The sequence below is a fragment of the Ectopseudomonas toyotomiensis genome, assembly GCF_900115695.1.
GTDB classification, from domain to species: Bacteria; Pseudomonadota; Gammaproteobacteria; order Pseudomonadales; family Pseudomonadaceae; genus Aquipseudomonas; species Aquipseudomonas toyotomiensis.
This window is the reverse complement of record NZ_FOXK01000014.1, coordinates 86,206-104,978: the sequence shown is the minus strand read 5'-3', so window position 1 is coordinate 104,978 and position 18,773 is coordinate 86,206. Positions and strand designations below refer to the sequence as shown.

General features: G+C 64.1%; 15 protein-coding genes. 5 read left to right on the top strand and 10 right to left on the bottom strand.

Going from position 1 to position 18,773, the window contains the following annotated elements; genetic code table 11:
• Positions 1-25 precede the first annotated feature (25 nt).
• The 5 genes from kdpB to BM186_RS23825 all read right to left on the bottom strand — a co-directional run bounded on the left by kdpB (position 26) and on the right by BM186_RS23825 (position 6,875).
• Entirely contained in the window at positions 26-2,083 is a 2,058-nt protein-coding gene (gene kdpB / locus BM186_RS23845) for a potassium-transporting ATPase subunit KdpB (RefSeq protein WP_074918831.1), read from the bottom strand.
• A gap of 13 nt (positions 2,084-2,096) precedes the next feature.
• Positions 2,097-3,785, bottom strand: coding sequence for a potassium-transporting ATPase subunit KdpA (kdpA, locus tag BM186_RS23840; protein ID WP_074918829.1), 1,689 nt, complete (start codon positions 3,783-3,785; stop codon positions 2,097-2,099).
• A 10-nt stretch (positions 3,786-3,795) separates the two neighbouring features.
• Positions 3,796-3,885 (bottom strand): hypothetical protein, encoded by a 90-nt coding sequence (locus BM186_RS23835; RefSeq protein WP_021490657.1) that lies wholly within the window; start codon positions 3,883-3,885, stop codon positions 3,796-3,798.
• Between the two features lie 282 nt (positions 3,886-4,167).
• A complete protein-coding gene (gene chrA / locus BM186_RS23830) occupies positions 4,168-5,502 on the bottom strand; it encodes a chromate efflux transporter (protein WP_074918827.1) in 1,335 nt (444 codons plus the stop codon).
• 503 nt (positions 5,503-6,005) lie between these two features.
• Entirely contained in the window at positions 6,006-6,875 is an 870-nt protein-coding gene (locus BM186_RS23825) for a LysR family transcriptional regulator (RefSeq protein WP_074918825.1), read from the bottom strand.
• Between the two features lie 267 nt (positions 6,876-7,142).
• Between BM186_RS23825 and BM186_RS23820 the strand changes: the two genes are divergently transcribed.
• Complete coding sequence (locus tag BM186_RS23820; protein WP_074918823.1) at positions 7,143-7,910, top strand: sulfite exporter TauE/SafE family protein; 768 nt, start codon at positions 7,143-7,145, stop codon at positions 7,908-7,910.
• 224 nt (positions 7,911-8,134) lie between these two features.
• Here the strand turns inward: BM186_RS23820 and BM186_RS23815 are convergent, their stop codons facing one another.
• The 4 genes from BM186_RS23815 to BM186_RS23800 form a co-directional block, all read right to left on the bottom strand.
• The gene (locus BM186_RS23815) at positions 8,135-8,866 is read right to left on the bottom strand and encodes an ABC transporter ATP-binding protein (RefSeq protein ID WP_074918822.1); all 732 of its coding nucleotides are present in this window, start codon (positions 8,864-8,866) and stop codon (positions 8,135-8,137) included.
• Positions 8,863-9,693 carry an ABC transporter permease gene (locus BM186_RS23810; RefSeq protein ID WP_074918820.1) on the bottom strand — a complete coding sequence of 277 codons (831 nt, stop codon included), beginning with the start codon at positions 9,691-9,693 and terminating at the stop codon, positions 8,863-8,865. Before BM186_RS23810 ends, BM186_RS23815 begins: the two co-directional genes overlap by 4 nt.
• A 3-nt stretch (positions 9,694-9,696) precedes the next feature.
• Positions 9,697-10,689 (bottom strand): aliphatic sulfonate ABC transporter substrate-binding protein, encoded by a 993-nt coding sequence (locus tag BM186_RS23805; RefSeq protein ID WP_074918818.1) that lies wholly within the window; start codon positions 10,687-10,689, stop codon positions 9,697-9,699.
• Between the two features lie 79 nt (positions 10,690-10,768).
• Positions 10,769-12,088, bottom strand: a complete 1,320-nt coding sequence (locus BM186_RS23800; protein ID WP_074918816.1) for an OprD family porin — start codon at positions 12,086-12,088, stop codon at positions 10,769-10,771.
• Positions 12,089-12,718: 630 nt separating this feature from the next.
• Here BM186_RS23800 and BM186_RS23795 point away from each other — a divergent pair.
• From BM186_RS23795 to BM186_RS23780, 4 genes are all read left to right on the top strand, one after another.
• Entirely contained in the window at positions 12,719-13,678 is a 960-nt protein-coding gene (locus BM186_RS23795) for an aliphatic sulfonate ABC transporter substrate-binding protein (RefSeq protein WP_074918814.1), read from the top strand.
• Positions 13,675-14,904 (top strand): acyl-CoA dehydrogenase family protein, encoded by a 1,230-nt coding sequence (locus BM186_RS23790; protein WP_074918813.1) that lies wholly within the window; start codon positions 13,675-13,677, stop codon positions 14,902-14,904. The genes BM186_RS23795 and BM186_RS23790 overlap by 4 nt, the downstream gene beginning before the upstream one ends.
• Positions 14,905-15,009: 105 nt before the next feature.
• Positions 15,010-15,936, top strand: a complete 927-nt coding sequence (locus BM186_RS23785; RefSeq protein WP_074918805.1) for a sulfurtransferase — start codon at positions 15,010-15,012, stop codon at positions 15,934-15,936.
• A 192-nt stretch (positions 15,937-16,128) separates the two neighbouring features.
• Positions 16,129-17,313, top strand: coding sequence for a YeeE/YedE family protein (locus tag BM186_RS23780; RefSeq protein ID WP_074918803.1), 1,185 nt, complete (start codon positions 16,129-16,131; stop codon positions 17,311-17,313).
• A 177-nt stretch (positions 17,314-17,490) separates the two neighbouring features.
• Here the strand turns inward: BM186_RS23780 and BM186_RS23775 are convergent, their stop codons facing one another.
• Positions 17,491-18,732, bottom strand: coding sequence for an MFS transporter (locus tag BM186_RS23775; RefSeq protein ID WP_074918801.1), 1,242 nt, complete (start codon positions 18,730-18,732; stop codon positions 17,491-17,493).
• Between the last annotated feature and the right edge of the window lie 41 nt (positions 18,733-18,773).

Below are 18,773 nucleotides of genomic sequence, written 5' to 3'. Positions count from 1 at the left end.
CCTACAGAACGTTCAAACAACGCACTTACACCCAGCCCAACCCCACCAGCAGCAGGTCGAGCAGCTTGATGCCGACGAAGGGCGCGACCAGCCCGCCGAGGCCGTAGATCAGCAGGTTGCGCCGCAGCAACTGGCCGGCGTCCAGCGCCTGGATGTGCACGCCGCGCAGCGCCAAGGGGATCAGCGCGACGATGATCAGCGCGTTGAACACGATGGCCGAGAGGATCGCGCTCTGCGGGCTGTGCAACTGCATCAGGTTGAGCGTGCCAAGCTGCGGGTAGATGCCGGCGAATAACGCCGGGAGGATGGCGAAGTACTTGGCCACATCGTTGGCCACCGAGAAGGTGGTCAGCGCGCCGCGCGTCACCAGCAGCTCCTTGCCCACCTGCACGACGTCGATCAGCTTGGTCGGGTCGCTGTCCAGGTCGACCAGGTTGGCGGCCTCACGAGCGGCCTGGGTGCCGTCGTTCATTGCCAGGCCAACGTCGGCCTGGGCCAATGCCGGGGCGTCGTTGGCGCCGTCGCCGCACATCGCCACCAACTTGCCTTCGGCCTGCTCGGCGCGAATGCGCGCGAGCTTCTTCTCCGGCGTGGCCTCGGCGATCACGTCGTCGACACCGGCTTCGGCGGCGATGGCGGCGGCGGTCAGCGGGTTGTCACCGGTGACCATCACGGTGCGGATGCCCATGGCGCGCAGCTCGGCGAAGCGTTCGCGGATGCCCGGCTTGACCACGTCCTTGAGGTGGATGGCGCCGAGCAGGCGACCATTGCCGGCCACCAGCAACGGTGTGCCGCCGCTCTGGGCGATCTTCTCCACCTCGCGCGCCAGCGGCGCCGGCAAATCACTACGACCCAGGCCGAGGTAGGCCAGCACGGCGTCCACCGCGCCCTTGCGGTAGGCCACACCGTTCACGTCGGCGCCGGACAGGCGTGTCTCGGCGCTGAAGGCGATCAGGGTCATGCCGCTGCGCTCGGGCACCGCCATCGGGTGCAACGAGGCCAGGTATTCGATGATGGACTTGCCCTCCGGCGTGTCGTCGCCCTGCGAGGCCAGCAGCGCCGCCTCGGCCAGCTCCGGGGTGGCCACGCCCGGCGCCTTGACCATGGCGCTGCAACGGCGGTTGCCGAAGGTGATGGTGCCGGTCTTGTCCAGCAGCAGGGTGTGCACGTCGCCGGCCGCCTCCACGGCGCGGCCGGACTTGGCGATGACGTTGAGGCGCACCAGGCGATCCATGCCGGCGATGCCAATGGCCGAAAGCAGGCCGCCGATGGTGGTGGGGATCAGCGTCACCAGCAGCGCCGCCAGGTAGATCAGCGGCAGATCGCCACCGGCAAAACGGGCGAACGGCTGCAGCGTGGCCACCACCAGCAGGAAGATCAGGGTCAGGCCGATCAGCAGGATATCCAGCGCCACTTCGTTGGGCGTCTTCTGCCGGCGCGCTCCTTCGACCAGGGCGATCATGCGGTCGAGGGTGGACTCGCCGGGGTCGGCGCTGATGCGCACCAGCAGCCAGTCCGAGACCAGGCGAGTGTTGCCGGTGACCGCCGAGCGGTCGCCGCCAGACTCGCGGATCACTGGCGCGGACTCGCCGGTAATCGCCGCTTCGTTGACCGCTGCGACGCCTTCGATCACCTCGCCGTCGCCAGGGATCAGCTCACCGGCCTCGACCCGCACCACATCGCCCTTGCGCAGGCTGCTGGCAGGGACGGACTGGAACTGCGCGCCGACCTGCTTGCTGGCCATCAAGCCCTGACTGCCGGACTTGAGGCTGTCGGCGCGCGCCTTGCCACGGCCCTCGGCCAATGCTTCGGCGAAGTTGGCGAAGAGCACGGTGAACCACAGCCACAGGGCGATCTGCACACCCAGGGCGGTACTGACGGTAGGGCTGGGGACGAAGCACAGCACGCTGGTGACCAGCGCCGTCAGCTCCACCACCAGCATCACCGGCGAGCGCACCAGTTGCCGTGGGTCGAGCTTGACGAAGGCCTGCTTGAGGGCCGGGCGCCACAGCGCGCCGAGGCCGGTCTGCGGCTGGCTGCTGGACGATTGGGCGCTGCGTTGCGCCGTTACGGGGGCATTCATCACGGTTTCTCCTTCAGAACGCCAGGTGTTCGGCCAGCGGGCCCAGAGCCAGCGCCGGCATGAAGGTCAGGCCACCCACCAGGAGGATGGTCAAAGTCAGCAGCACGACGAACAGCGGCCCATGGGTGGGAAAGCTGTTCTGCCCCTGCGGCGCGGCGCGCTTGGCCGCCAGGCTGCCGGCAATCGCCAGCACCGGCAGGATGTAGCCGAAGCGCCCGAGCAGCATGGCCAGGCCGAGCATCAGGTCGTGGTAGGGGGTGTCGGCGCTGAAGCCGGCGAAGGCCGAGCCGTTGTTGCCGGTGGCCGAACCGTAGGCATACAGCGCCTGGCTGAAGCCATGCGGGCCAGGGTTGCCGATGGACGCCGCCGGCCCGGCGAAACTCACCGCCAGGGCACCGAACACCAGTACGCCGAGCGGCATCACCAGCAACGTGGCAACCAGCAGGCGCACCTCGCGGGCTTCCAGCTTCTTGCCCAGGTAGGCTGGGGTGCGGCCGATCATCAGGCCGGCGAGGAACACCGCGATCAGCACGAACAACAGCATGCCGTAGAGGCCCGCGCCGACGCCGCCGAAGATGATCTCGCCGAGCAGCATATTGACCAGCGGCACCAGCCCGCCGAGGGCACTGAAGCTGTCATGCATGGCGTTCACCGAGCCGTTGGACGCCGCCGTGGTGGTGGTCGCCCAGAGCGCCGAAGCGAAGCTGCCGAAGCGCGCCTCCTTGCCCTCCAGCGAGCCGACCTGCTCGATGGGCAGCCCCGCCAGCGCCGGGTTCGGCTGCAACTCCGCCCAGGCACAGACACCAAGGCCGATGACGAACAGCAGCAGCATACTGGCGAGGATCGCCCGGCTCTGACGCAGGTCACGCACGTAATGGCCGAAGGTGAACACCAGCGCCGCCGGGATCAGCAGGATCGACGCCAGCTCCAGCAGGTTGCTCAGCGCCGTGGGGTTCTCGAACGGATGCGCCGAGTTGACGCCGAAAAAGCCGCCGCCATTGGTGCCCAGTTGCTTGATGGCGATCTGACTGGCCGCCGGCCCCATCGGCAGGGTCTGCTCGTTGCCTTGCAGGGTGGTGGCCGAGACGTAATCGCTGAAGTTCTGCGGCACGCCCTGCCACACCAGCAGCACGGCCAGCACCAGGCACAGCGGCAACAGGCCGTAGAGCACAGCGCGGGTGATATCGACCCAGAAGTTGCCCAGACGGTCGCTGGACTGCCGCGCCAAACCCCGGCACAGCACCACCAGCACCGCCAGGCCCACCGCCGGGCTGACGAAGTTCTGCACGCCAAGGCCGAGCATCTGGCTGAAGTAGCTGAGCTGCGCCTCACCACTGTAGGCCTGCCAGTTGGTGTTGGTGACGAAGCTCACCGCCGTGTTGAACGCCAGCGGCAGGCTCATTCCCGCCACCTGCTGCGGGTTGAGTGGCAAGCCGCCCTGCAGCAGCAGAATGCTCATCAGCGCCAGCAGGCAGACCAGGGTGAAGACGAGCAGCGCCAAGGAGTAGCCGCGCCAGCTCTGCTCCTGCTCAGGGTCGACGCCAGCCACGCGATAGCACAGGCGCTCTACCGGCTGCAGCAGCGGGCTGAGCCAGGTGCGCTGGCCCTCCATCACACGGTAGAAATAGCGCCCGAGAAAGGGTGCCGGTGCCAGCACCAGCAGGAAAAAGGCCGCCAGCAGCAGCCAGTCGTAGTCGTGCATGGCCGCCTCCTCAACCACGTCCGGCAGTCAGCAGCGCCGACAGCAGGTAGGCGAAGAGGCCGACCACCAGGATCAGCGACACACCATCGATTGCGTTCATGTCCAAAGCTCCACGATGCGGGGAATCCGCTCGCGAGCATTGTCGAAAGGCAGGCCGTAAAAATTCGATTGGCGCCCCAATGCCGAGGCGTAAAGAAATCGTATTGATGCAGTGGAGTCAGCCCTGTGGGAGGCGCTTCAGCGGCGACTTATCCAGGCCTCACGGCTGCGGCTGCATGAACGCATACCCGTAGGGTGGGTTAGCGGCGCAAAACACCGCTACCACAGCCACGTACAAACTTGGCGCGCCGCGTAACCCACCAAGCGATGCCAAACCTATCCATCAAACCAACAGATGCGCCACCAGCCCGACTACAGCGCACCCTGCAATGGTCTCGATCACCCCGCGCTTGAAAGCGAACAGAGCCAACGCCGCGCCAAGGGTAATCAACGCCGACACCCAGTCGAACGCCCCGGCAAAGCCCTGCGGCCAGAGCACGTGATAACCGAAGAACAGCGCCAGATTGAGGATCACGCCAACCACCGCAGCGGTGATCCCGGTCAGCGGCGCGGTGAACTTCAACTGCCCGTGGGTCGATTCCACCAGCGGCCCGCCAGCGAGGATGAACAGAAACGACGGCAGGAAGGTGAACCAGGTGACCAGCACCGCCGCCAGCGCTCCACTGGCGAAGGCCGAATCGCCGCCGAACAGCGGCTGGCCAAAGGCACCGACGAAGGCGACAAATGCAACCACCATGATCAACGGCCCCGGCGTGGTTTCACCCAGCGCCAGGCCATCGATCATCTGCCGGGGCGTCAACCAGCCGTAGTGGTCGATGGCGCCCTGGTACACATAGGGCAATACCGCATAGGCGCCGCCAAAGGTCAGCAGCGCCGCCTTGGTGAAGAACCAGCCCATCTGCGTCAGTGTGCCCTGCCAGCCGAACGCCAGGGTCAGCAGGCCCATAGGCAACAGCCAGAGCAGCACGCCGACCAACAGGATCAGCGCCAGGCGGCTGGAGCGAAAATGCGTGTGCGCCAGGCGCGTCTCATCATCGATCAAGGCTGGCGCATGCGCCCCGCCCTTCTCGCCATGCCCGGCGCCGACCGCGAAGTGCTGCGGCGCCAGTCGCCCGCCGATATACCCCACCAGCGCCGCACCCAGCACAATCAGCGGGAACGGCAGCCGCAGCGCGAAGATGGCCACGAAAGCCGCCGCCGCGATGGCCCACAGCCAGGCGTTCTTCAACACCCGCCCGCCGATACGCCAGGCCGCCTGCACCACGATGGCCGTCACCGCCGGCTTGATGCCATAGAAGATCCCCGCCACCAACGGCACGTCGCCGAACACCAGATAGACCCAGGACAGCGCGACCAGAATCAGCAGCGACGGCAGCACGAACAGCACCCCGGCAATTACTCCACCCCAGGTGCGGTGCATCAGCCAACCGATATAAGTCGCCAACTGCTGCGCCTCCGGCCCGGGCAGCAACATGCAGTAGTTCAGCGCATGCAGAAAGCGTCGCTCGGACAACCAGCGGCGCTTCTCCACCAACTCCTGATGCATGATCGAAATCTGCCCCGCCGGCCCTCCGAAACTGATCAACCCCAGCTTTAGCCAGAACCAGAAAGCCTGCAGCAGACTGACCGGGGCGAGACGCTCAGGGGACTCGGACATCGAAGGGCTCCATGGTGGACAAAATCGACCGGCCACTATAGCCGCAGAACATGACCGCCGCGCGACAGCGCACGAAAAATCACCATCGCCGCGCAGCCCTTGTCCCACCTGGCCTGGGCGAGTTTTCCCGCATCTTATCCACAGCACTTTCCCCAGATTCTGTGCACGACGCCCGGTAACCCGCCCGCACCCTGCCCTGCTGTTGAAAACCCCAGCCAAGTGATTGATTAAAAGCGATATTCCGCCTGGCGATAACGCCAGCAAAGCGTCATTGGGCAAAAACTGAACGGCCTGCTACGGCCCGCTTGAATGCTAGGCGCGGAGGGCTTTTGCAAAGGTTATCCACAGCGCTGTTAACAGAATTTGTGGGTGGTTATGGAGAGGTCTGGACCCGGGCTACGAAGGGCCAGCACGTGCGTCGCTGAGGTAGGAGGCTTCGTCGAGGTCATGGGTGACCAGCAACATGGCGATCTCGTAGCGGGCGGCCAGTTCCACCACCAGATTTATAGCCTTTTGAACTCATTCTGCAGCAGCTCAGCAAATGCATCCTTGGCTCGGTGAAAACCAACATGCTTGTTCCATACGAAATAATTCTGCACAGGCGATAACTGGCTAAAGGTATAGCCACTGATATTCCCAATTTTCTTGAACTGTTCGAAAACCCCTACAGGTACCAGGGAAACGCCTGCCCCGGCACTGACGCAACCGAGGATGGTTCCATAACTGGCGATGCTGGTGATGGCAGTCGATACGTGGTGCTCATTCAGCCATCCTTCAAGTGCACGTCGATACGGGCACCCCTCAGGCCACATGAATATGTTCATCTGCTCCAAATCCTGTGGCGCACATATTGCACCGACAGAGGGAGATGCAATCATGACCAGCGGTTCCTTATAGACCTCCACCTGAGCAATATCTGGATGTATTGTATTGACTGCGATGATTGCACCATCCAGGTTATGCCCTACCACATCATTGATTAATTGAGACCATGTTCCGGTGCTGAATTGCATCTGCACATCGGGATAAAGATGATGGTACTTGGATAATAAAATCGGTAATCGCCCTGTGGCTGCGGACTCGATAGCACCGATCTTCAGCACACCAGAGGGCACTGCATCCGTGGCGAGTGCTCTTTTAGCTTCCTGACATACTGCCAGAATCTTATTGGCATAGCCGAGAAACAACTCGCCCGAGGGACTGATGACAAGCCCTCGACCTCTGCGAATGAACAGCGCCACCCCCAACTCCTGCTCAAGGAGCTTGAGGCGATTCGTAATATTCGAGGGAACGCAGTGCAGCACTTTAGCGGCCTGTACGATGCTGCCGTGGTCGGCAACCACCTTGAACATTTTCAGCTGTGACAATTCCATTGCAACACCGCTCACTAAAAGTGAATAGACAACTAACTATAAGTTACTTGTTCAGCGCACTCAACCAACTTAGCGTTGTCGAGCCAACTCAGCCGTATTGAGCAAGCACCGCATTTAATATGCGATTCCTTTAAGGATAATGCCTTCCGTGGACTTCACCATGCGCTAACCGCATGACGACGTCCGTTTAAATACCCACACCCTTACCTGTAAATGGATAGCCCTGTATGTCACCGCCCCTAATATCCCCAAACTGGGAAATGCATGATGAGTTTTGAGTACGTCATCGTTGCACTCGGTTTCTTTGCGTTCTGCGGTGGACTGATTGATGCGGCAGTTGGTGGTGGCGGCCTTGTGCAAGTGCCTGCACTTTTGCATGCATTACCGCAACATAGTTTGGCCACCGTGTTCGGCACGAACAAACTGGCGGTATTACTGGGAAATATTTCGTCTATCTCGGGCTACCTGAGAAGAATAAATATCGTCTGGACGCTCATGCTACCCACGATGATTTCTGCCTTCGTATTTTCTTTCCTAGGCGCCCTTTCGGTGTCGCTCATTCCCAAAGCACTCATGGAATATGCCGTCTTTGTGCTCCTGATCGCCATGGCCATCCATACCTTTGTCAGGAAGGACTTTGGGCAACACCAAGGCAACCTGCAACATGGCAGGCGAGAAATTCTGCTCGGCATATTCTTCGGTGCACTACTCGGTTTCTACGATGGCGTATTCGGCCCCGGCAGTGGCAGTATTTTGCTTTTTGTATTCGTCAGGTTCTTCGGTTTTGATTTCCTGAACGCTTCGGCTTCCGCCAAGCTCATCAACTTGGGGACGTTCAGCGCGGCGCTGCTGTTCTTCGCGCCATCAGGCAATGTGTTATGGCTGGCAGGTGGCATCGTAGGCCTGTGCAATATCGCTGGGTCTCTGACAGGCGTTTTCCTGGCACTGCGTTATGGAAGCGGATTCATCCGTATCTTTTTCCTGATTTTGCTGTTGTTTCTGATCGGCAGAATGGGGCTATCCCTATTTTTCTGATCATTCAAACCTCCTGAAAGGCATCGCTATATAACCAGGTCGATGGACCTTCAAGATTGAAGGTCCACAGCAGTGGAATTATCGGTTTCATACATGCACTCCCCCCACAGCCCCATAGGAAGAGCCCCCGGATTTCATCCGGGCTACGCCGCATCGATGCACGCGACACGGGCAAAAAATCGGGCCTTACGGCCCGAAAAAGTACTCCACCTTGAAGAGTTCGTTTACAGCACGTGTGACTGGTACAGCTCAGTCAGCGCCTCGCCACGCAGGTAGGCCAGTTCGGCCGAGCGGCGGTCGCGGGGACGGGTCAGGGGGACGGCTAGTTCGCGTTGCAGGCCGCTTGGTGTGCCGCCAAGGATCAGCACGCGGTCGCTGAGGTAGAAGGCTTCGTCGAGGTCATGGGTGACGAGCAGCACGGCGATCTCGTAGCGTGCAGCCAGCGCCACCAGCAGATCCTGCAGCTTCATGCGGGTGAAGGCGTCCACTGCGCTGAAGGGTTCGTCGAGCAGCAGCACCTGCGGTTTACCGTACAGGGCGCGGGCGATGGCCACACGCTGGGCCTGGCCGCCAGAGAGGTGCTTGGGTAGCGCCTCGCCACGCCCGTGCAAGCCGACGTCACGGAGCAATTGTTCAACCCACTGGTCGTCAGCCACCCAGCCATCGGCGAAGCCAACATTCTGCGCCACGCTGAGCCAGGGCATCAGCCGGGGTTCCTGGAACACCACGCCGATGCCGCTGCCACGCCCGAAGTTGAGCAGCGGGTTGAGCTCCAGCCCTCCCTGATAATCCTGATCCAGCCCGGCAGCGATGCGCAGCAGGGTGCTTTTACCGCAGCCGGAGGGGCCGAGCAGGCTGACCACTTCGCCAGCGGCCAGGCTCAGGCTGACGTCTTCGAGCACACGTACCTCAGCGAAGGCCTTGTGGATATTCTGCAGTTTCAGCAGCGCACTCATGCTCCGCCCTCCCCGCCCTTGAAGCTGTCGCGCCAGCGCAGGGCGCGGGTTTCCCAGGCCTTGAGCAGGCTGTCGCTGAGTTTGCCGAGCAGCGCCAGCAGCAGGATCGCGGCGATCACCAGATCCGGTCGCAAGGTTTCCCGGCCGTCGCTGAGCAGGTAGCCGAGGCCACGGGTGGCGGCGATCAGTTCGGCGGCGACGAGGAACATCCAGCTCAGGCTGAGCGCGCCGCGCAGGCCGGTGAACAGGCTCGGCAGCGCAGCGGGCAGCAGGATGCGGCGCACCAGCGCCAGCGGCGACAGGCCGTAGAGCCGGCCCACTTCCACCAGTTTGCGGTCGATATTGCGGATGCCGGCGAGCAGCGCCAGGTACACCGGGAAGAAGGCGCCGAGGGCGATCAGCACGATCTTCGGCGTTTCGTCGATGCCCAACCAGAGCAGCAGCAACGGTACCCAGGCCAGGCTGGGAATCGCCCGCAACGCCTGGAAGGTCGGCTCCAGATAGGCTTCGGCGCGGCGGCTGAGGCCCACCCAGGTGCCGATGACGATGGCCAGCGCGGCGCCGATGGCAAAACCGGCGCCGACGCGCAGCAGGCTGGCGTTCAGGTGCCGCCACAGCTCGCCGCTCTGCGCCAGCAAGTACAGGGTTTGCGCCACTTGGCTCGGCGCAGGCATCTGGTGCGCGGGCAATACACCGCTGCGCACCAGGGTTTCCAGCAGAGCCAGAATCAGCAGGGGCACCACCCAACCGCGCAGGTCGGTCAGTGCCGGCCGCCAGCCTGGAAGCCGTTCGGCCCAGCGACCGATGACGAGATTGAGCGCGCCCATCGGTCAGTTCCCCGCCTTGGCCACGTTGCTGCCGATCACCTGAGCGGCCAGTTGCGGCTGGCTCAGTTGGTCGACCACCTGAGCCACGTCGGTACCCGGACGCACCAGTTGCTCGTCGAGCAGGATGGGCGCAGAGGCTTTCAGCGCCTTGATATGTTCAGCGCCCGGCTGCGGGTTGCTGAAGTCGGTACGCGACAGTTGCAGCTTGGCCACTTCCAACGGCAGCTTGGCTTCGTCGGCGAGCAACTGGGCCAGAGCATCGGGGTTGGCGATGGCCCACTGGCGCGCCTGCTCGTAGGCGGCGATCACCTGCTGGATCAGCTCGGGCTGCTCCTTGGCGAAGGTCTCGGTGACGCTGAGCACGCTGTAGCTGTTGAAGTCGCGGTTGCGGTACAGCAGGCGCGAACCGGCCTGCAGTTCGCTGGCCGCCATCAACGGGTCGAGCCCGGCCCAGGCCTGCACGTCGCCGCGCTCCAGAGCGACGCGACCGTCGGGGTGTTGCAGGTGGACGATGTCCACGGCGTTCTTGTCCAGCCGGGCCTTCTGCAGGCTTTGCAGGAGGAACAGGAAGGGGTCGGTGCCCTTGGTGGCGGCGACCTTCTTGCCCTTGAGGTCGGCCAAAGACTGGATGGGCGAGTCCTTGGGCACCACCAGCGCTGTCCATTCCGGGCGGCTGGCGACGTAGACGGTGTTGATCGGTGCGCCGTTGGCGCGGCTGAGCACGGCGGCCAGGCCGGCGGTGGAGGCGAAATCGGTGCTACCGCCGTTGAGGTATTCCAGCGAGCGGTTGCTGCCCTGGCTGAACACCCACTTGACGGCGATGCCCTGCGGCGCGAGGGCTTTTTCCAGCAAGCCCTGCTGCTTGAGCACCAGGCTGGTGGGGGCGTAGTAGGCGTAGTCCAGGCGGACTTCTTTCGGTGGTGCAGCATGTACGGCGGCTGGCAACCAGGCGGCGAACAGGGCCGCCAGGCCAACGCGCAAGGCATTCTTCTTCATGGTCATCTCCTCACTTGGATGAAATACCTTCCGGCCCGTTGGCGAGCCGGTCAGGAGATGTCACAACTGGGTTAGTGGATCAGAGCAGCGTCAGGGTGTAACTCAGGATCAAACGGTTCTCGTCGGCGTCGGTGCTGACGTTGCCGCGCTGGGTCGCATTGCGCCAGGACACGCCGAGGCCTTTCAGCGGACCGTCCTGCAGGGTGTAGTCGAGGCGGAAGTCGCGCTCCCACTCTTTCAGGTCACCGTTGGCGGAGTCGACGTTGTCACCCTTGAGGTAGGCGACGCTGGCCTTCAGGCCCGGCACACCAAGCTTGGCGAAGTCATAGCCGTACTCGGCCACCCAGGTGCGCTCGCCGGCGTTCTGGAACTTGCCGATCTGGCGGTCGGTGATCAGGTAGGACGAGCTGCCGCCGCCCTGGTTGAGGAACGGGAAGGCGCTGTCGCCTTCGACCTGCTGGTAGCCCAGGCTGGCGAAGTGGCTGCCCAGGGTGTAGGTGAACAGCGCACTCCAGGTCTGGTTGTCGACCTCGCCAGTGCTGCTGTCGCCGGCACGCCAGTAGCCGGCGCTGCGGTAGCCATCGGCACGGCCGGAGGCGCTGCCATTCTTGCCGTCGGAGCCACTGTCGAAGTAGCGCAGGTCGGTCTTCAGCGAACCTGGGCCGATCGCCCAGTTGTGCACCAGGCCGAGGAAATGCTGTTTGTAGAAGTCTTCCAGATTGCCGTAGTAGTACTGCAGCGTCAGGTCCTTGGTCAGCTTGTAGTCGCCGCCGGCGAAGTAGAACTTGTTGGTGTCGGCGTCACCGGTGGCGCCGGCGATACGCAGGGCGATGTCGTCGGTGGAGCTGCGGGTCTTGGTGCTTTCCAGCTGGCCGGCGGTCAGGGTCAGGCCGTCGATCTCGTTGGAGGTGATCTGCCCGCCTTCGAAGGTCTGCGGCAGCAGACGGCCGTCGTTGAAGGTCACCACCGGCAGCTTCGGCAGCAGGGTGCCGATGCGCGCCTCGGTCTTGGACAGGCGTACCTTGGCGGTCACACCGGCCTTGCTGTAGTCGTCCACGGCGCTGCCGTCGCTATCGAGCGGGAACAGCTGGCCGGGAGTGCGATCACGGCCGGCCTTGCTCGCGGTGCCGCCGGAGTCCAGTTTGACGCCAAGCAAGCCGATAGCGTCGAGGCCGAAACCGACGGTGCCCTGGGTGAAACCGGAGCTGTAATTGAAGATGAAGCCCTGCCCCCACTCCTGCGCCTCGCCGTTGTTGTTGGCGGTGTTCTTGTTGTTGAGGTCGTAATAGAAATTGCGCAGGCCGATGCTGGCCTTGCTGTCTTCGATGAAACCAGCGGCGGTCGCTTCGGTGGCCAGTGCGGCCAGGGCGACGGCCAGCGCCAGATTGGACTTGTTCATGCTCGATGCTCCAGGTGCTGTATGTGCTGTTTTAGGTTTTGGCACTGCACAGGGGCTCGGCAGGACAGCGGACATGGCGCTGGTCTCGGCGGATTGGCATACGAACCTGGTCACGATCTGCTGCGCGTCGGCCATGCTGCGTTGAAACCAGGCTCAAAATGCTCATTTACAACTCGTAAACTGCGCTTTTTCGCCTGATTTCGCCTTGCCTGACTCTCGCTCGCGAGACCGTGAACAGGTTCTAAGAGCCCCTGATTCGGGCCCGATGCGGTGGTCCGCTGTCGGCTGGTGACTAATCTACGAGACGAGCGTTAATCCCTAAAAAGAATTATTTTTCACTTTGTAGTAACAAAAAAGAATATATGGAAATGGATTGAGGCTCGTAGGGCGTACCGGGCCGCCCTACACAATAACGAGCAGCCGACGTCCCGGGCTTCACTACGTTCGCTCGAATGGCCGATGTTTCGGGCCGATATGCGCCTAAGCTAATTCCCAAAAATTATTTGTTGGCTATTTTTTAGATCGTCTAGCTTCTCTCCACCGGATCACCGGACTTCTTTCCCTCAACACTGAAGTACGCGTGATCCGCCGCAATCTCATGGCCGGCACGTGTTCGTATCGAGAGCCGCCATGTCCAAGACCCATTCCAAACGCAGCACACTGATCGCCGCCTCTCTTGCCATCGGCCTGCTCGTCGCCCCGCTCACCGAGGCCGCCGAGCAACTGCGCATCGGCTACCAGAAATCCTCCACGCTGATCAGCCTGCTGAAGAGCCAGGGCACCCTGGAGAAGGCACTGTCCGACCAAGACATCACCATCAGTTGGCACGAATTCCCCAACGGTCAGCCGCTGCTAGAAGCGCTCAACGTCGGCAATATCGACCTCTCTGCCGACGTCGCCGACACCGTGCCTGTGTTCGCCCAGGCCGCCGGCGCCGACCTCGCCTACTTCGCCCAGGAAGCGCCCTCGCCCAGCGCGCAGGCGATCATCGTGCGCGAGGATTCACCGATCAAAACCCTGGCCGACCTCAAGGGTAAAAAGGTTGCTGTGACCAAGGCGGCCGGTGTGCACTACCTGTTGATCGCTGCGCTGCAGCAGGCCGGCCTGAAGTTCAGCGATATCGAACCGGCCTACCTGACCCCGGCCGACGGCCGCGCCGCCTTCGAGAACCGCAAGGTGGACGCCTGGGTCACCTGGGAGCCCTTCCTCAGCGGCGCCCAGCAACAGTTGCCGACGCGCATCCTTGCCGACGGCAAGGGCCTGGCCGACTACCAGCGCTACTACCTGACCAGCGCCACGTTTGCCAAGAGCCACCCGCAGGTGCTGCAGACCGTGTTCGCCGAGCTGGTGAAGACCGGCGACTGGCTGCGCGCCAACCCGCGCCAGGCGGCTGAAATCCTCGGCCCGCTGTGGGGCAACCTCGACCCGGCCATCGTCGAGAAAGCCAACGCCAAGCGCAGCTACCAGGTACGCCTGGTGCAACCAGACAGCCTCGCCGAGCAGCAGAAGATTGCCGATGCCTTCTACGGCGCCAGCCTGCTGCCGACCTCGGTGGATGCTCGCGAAGTCAGCATCTGGAGCCCGCAATGAGTGCCGAAGCCCGTCTGCACCCCAGCCTGCGCGACGAACCATTGTTCGCCGCGCACCTGTTCCCCGTGGACTTCGGCAGCCGCACGGCCAAGGTCGAACGCCTGGCCCGGCGCCTGGCAGCCAGCGCGGTGGAGCGTGATCGTGCTGGGGGCAGCGCCCAGGCCGAACGCGAACTGCTGCGCGACAGTGGCCTGCTGACCCTGGCCGTGCCGCAGCAGTACGGTGGCCAGGGCGTGGCCTGGCCGGAGATCTACCGCATCGTGCGCTACCTGGCGGCAGTGGACAGCTCGCTGGCCCACCTGTTCGCCTTCCAGCACCTGCAGGTGGCGACCATCCTGCTGTTCGGCAACCCCGATCAGCAGCGCCACTGGCTGAGCTGCACAGTGCAGGAGCGCTGGTTCTGGGGCAACGCCACCAACGGCCGCGACACCGGCCTCAAACTCAGCCCACGCGAGGAACATTACGAGCTCAATGGCAGCAAGTCGTTCTGCTCCGGCGCGCTGGGCGCCGATGCGCTGGTGATCAGCGCACCGCGCGGCAAGAACCCGGAAGATCGCGTGTTCATCGTCCTGCCCAGCCAGCGCGAGGGGCTGGCGGTGAACAGCGACTGGGACGGCTTTGGCCAGCGCCAGACCGACAGCGGCACGGTGCAGTTCGAGCAGGTGTTCGTCGACGCCAGCGAGCTGCTCGGCCCGGTCGGCCCCAGCCCGCGCACCACGCTGCGCGCCTGCCTGTCGCAATTGATCCTCACCCAGCTCTACCTGGGTAACGCCCAGGGCGCGCTGGATGCAGCGCTGCGCTACACCCGCGAACAGAGCCGCGCCTGGCCGGCATCCGGCGTGGCCACTGCCAGCGACGATCCATTTATCCAGCAACGCTATGGCGAACTGTGGCTGCGCTACCGCAGCGCCCTGCCCCTGGCCGAGCACGCCGCCCAACGCCTGCAGAGCGCCTGGGAAAAACCGGCGCTGACCGCCGCCGAACGCGCCGAGGTGGCGCTGGCCATCAGCGAGGCCAAGGTGGTGGCGGTGCGAGCTGCCCTCGATATCACTAGCCAGATCTTCGAAGCCATGGGTGCCCGCGCCACCAGCTCGCGCTACGGCTTCGACCGCTTCTGGCGCAACGTACGCGTGCACAGCCTGCACGATCCCATCGACTACAAGGTGCGCGACCTCGGCCACTGGCTGCTCAGCGGCCAGGGCCCGCAGCCGTCGCTGTACAGCTGACAAGGAGGAGCGAACCACAGGGAATATGCATAGAAAAAAGCGGTATCTCGCATCGAAGAAGGCTAGCTAGCCTGAACACTGCCAACCATCAAAAGGTCGTAGAAAATGACTATCAAGACTCTCCTGGGCGCAGGCCTGCTGGCCGCCGCCGCCCTGCTGCAAACGGTCACGGCGCATGCCGCCAGCGACTATCTGGTCAGCACCGAGTGGCTGGAAAAGAACCTGAAAGATCCCAAGGTGCGCATCATCGAGGTCAGCGTGGCGCCCGGCGTCTATGAGCGCGGGCACATCCCCGGTGCGGTCAACTTCGCCTGGCACAGCGACCTGGTCGACCCGGTACGCCGCGACATCGCCAGCCAGGAAGCCTTCCAGCAACTGCTGCGCAAGGCCGGGGTGAATGACGACAGCACCACCATCCTCTACGGCGACAACAACAACTGGTTCGCCGCCTGGGGTGCCTGGGTGTTCGACGTGTACGGCGTGGATAACGTCAAGCTGCTCGACGGCGGCCGCGCCAAGTGGGAGGCCGAAGGCCGTCAGCTGGACAGCCGCGCCAGCACGCCGAGCGCTGGCAATGTCACGGTGAAAGCCGCCAACAAGGATCTGCGCGCTTTCCTCCCGGACGTACTCGCCGCCGCCGAGAAGCGCAGCGACGTGCAACTGGTGGATATCCGCTCGCCGGACGAATACAACGGCAAGGTCTTCGCCCCGCAGGGCGTGCAGGAGCTGGCCGTGCGCGCTGGCCACGTGCCTGGCGCGGTGAACGTGCCCTGGGGTCAGGCGGTGGCTGCTGACGGCACCTTCAAATCGGCTGAAGAGCTGAAGAAGGTCTACGCCGCGGTGGGCATCGACGGCAGCAAACCGATCATTACCTACTGTCGCATCGGCGAGCGCTCCAGCCACACCTGGTTCGCCCTGAAGAAAATCCTCGGCTATGACGTGCGCAACTACGATGGCTCTTGGACCGAATACGGCAACGCCGTGGGCGTGCCGGTGGTGAACGTGGCCGGCACCGTCTGGGGTGGCAAGTAGGCTTGAACCGATCCAGGCGTAGGGTGGATCACGCCTCACCGATCCATCGCTATGAAGGCTGATGCCTCCTGTAGGAGCGGATTTATCCGCGAGTTTCGCGGCCGCAGCCGCTCCTGCAAAACAAACGCCAGTCACGCAAAACACAGCCCCGGCCTAAACACCGGGGCCGCTTTCGTCGGGCAAGGACAACCCATGACCGCCAGCATTGCCTCCCCTCGCGCAACGCTACCCATCGCCACAGCTGGCGTGATCGCCATAGCCCTGCTCGCCTTCATCTGGCAGCTGGCCGACGGCAGCAACGAAGGCCGCGCCTTTAGCTACTCGCTGGCCAGCGGCGCGCTGTTCGGCCTGCTGCTGCAGCGTTCGCGCTTCTGCTTCTTCTGCGTGACCCGCGACTTCGTCGAACGCCGCATACCGGACGGCCTGCTCGGCCTGCTCGCCGCCCTGGCGGTGGGCACCCTCGGCTATCACGCGGTGTTCGGCGCCTTCCTGCCCGACCCCAGCGGCGGGCGCCTGCCCCCGGATGCCCATATCGGTCCGCTGAGCTGGGTGCTGGCTCTGGCCGCCACGGTGTTCGGCCTCGGCATGGCGATTTCCGGCTCGTGCATCAGCGCGCACCTGTATCGCCTCGGCGAGGGCAATTTCGCCTCGCTGGCCGCGCTGGGCGGCGCGCTGCTCGGCTTCGCCCTCGGCTTTCTCAGCTGGAACCCGCTGTATCTGGCCGCCCTGCAGGAAGCGCCGGTGCTCTGGCTGCCCGGCCGGCTCGGTTACGGCGGCTCGCTGCTGCTGCAACTGGCGCTGCTGGGTGCGCTGGCCGCCTGGCTGCTGCGTTATCGCCAGGCGGGCACACCTTCCGAAACACAGAGGCTATGGTCGCTGCTGTTCGGCGCACGCTGGCCGGCCTGGGTCGGCGGCGTGCTGATCGGTGGGCTGGCGGTGCTGGCCTACTTTCGCGTCGCGCCGCTGGGGGTGACGGCCGAACTGGGCAGCCTGGCGCGTACCGGCGCGGACAGCCTGGGCTGGCTGCCCGAACGTCTGGAGGGACTGGACGGCTTTTCCGGCTGCGCCACGGCGGTCAAGGAGACCCTGCTGTCGAACAACGGCCTGTTCGTCATCGGCCTGGTGATCGCGGCCTGGGCCAGCGCCCTGGCCGCCGGCGATTTTCGTCCCAGCAGCGGCGCACCGCGCGACTGGCTGCGCGACCTGTTCGGCGGCGTGCTGCTGGGCTGGGGCAGCCTGCTGGCGTTGGGCTGCACCGTGGGCACGCTGCTGTCCGGCGTGATGGCCGGCGCGGCGTCGGGCTGGGTGTTCGGCCTGTTCTGCCTGGTGGGCATTGTGCTTGGGCTCAAGCTGCGGCCGCTATTGCGCTTGGGCTGATGCACCTTCGTAGCCCGGATGAAATCCGGGGTCTTCTGCTGCAGGTTTCACCGGATTTCATCCGGGCTACGGTTGCATCCGATCTGGCGCTGGGTGGGGGCGGTGCGCGCGGCGCACCCTACACGATTACCCCGTAGGGTGCGCTGTGCGCACCACGTCAAGCTGCGACACCAGCGCTCAGGCCGCCTTGCTCGGCGACGCATCCTCGAAGCGATTCACCTTGCGCAGGCTCTTGAAGCCGAGCATCCAGCCGCCGGTCACGGTCAGGGTGCAGGCGCAGCCGATCAGCGCCGCCGGCACCACGCCAAACCAGGCGGCGCTGGTGCCGGCGCGGAACTCGCCCAGTTCGTTGGAAGAGCCGATGAACAGCATGTTCACCGCGTTGACCCGGCCGCGCATAGCGTCCGGGGTGGAGAACTGCACCAGCGAGGAGCGGATGTACATGCTCACCATATCCGCGCCGCCGGCCACCACCAGCGCGGCGAAGGACAGCCAGAACAGGCTGGACAGCGCGAACACCAGGTTGGCCACACCGAACAGCGCCACCGCACCGAACATCACCAGGCCGACATGGCGATTGAACGGCTTCATGCTCAGGTACAAACCGACCGACACTTCGCCGATGGCCATGGCGCTGCGCAGCAGGCCGAGCCCCGTCGGCCCGACTTCCAGCACTTCCTGGGCGTAGATCGGCAGCAGCGCGATCACGCCTCCAAGCAGCACGGCGAACAGGTCCAGCGAGATGGTGCCGAGGATGATCGGCCGCGTGCGAATGAAGTGGATGCCAGCGGTAAAACGCGTCCAGGCGGTGGCTTCCAGCGCCTGCATCTTTTCCGCGTAACGCACCGGTACCAGCGGCAGCAGTGCGGAGCCAGCGAGGAAGCAGACCAGGCAGACCGAATAGGTCAGCCCGCCACCGCCGATGGCGTACAGGCCGCCGCCGATCACCGGGCCGGAAATGGTCGCGCCACGCATGATCATGCTGTTGGCGGCGATGGCCGCGGCCAGGCGCTCGCGCGGCACGATCTGCGGCAGCAGACTGGATAGCGCCGGCCCGGTGAAGGCGCGGCCACAGCCGTAGAGCACCAGCACCGCGTAATACCAACTGACGGCCGCTTCGCTCAGCGACAACCACAGCAGCGCCGCCGCACACAGGCCTTCGACCAGCCAGCTGAGCATGAGGATCAGCTTGCGGTCGTAGCGGTCGATGAGGTCGCCGGCCGGCATCAGCAGCACCAGCATGGGGATGAACTGGGCCAGGCCGACATAGGCCAGCGACAGCGGGTCACGCGTCAGGTCGTAGACCTGCCAGGCCACCACGATGGCCTGGATCTGAACGGCGAACACCACCACGATGCGAGCGATGAGAAACGGCAGGAAACCGGGAAGTCGGTAAACGGAAACAGGAGCAGCGGACACGGCGAAAATCTCGAGGCAGAACCGGCCAGTGCCGGACGAGG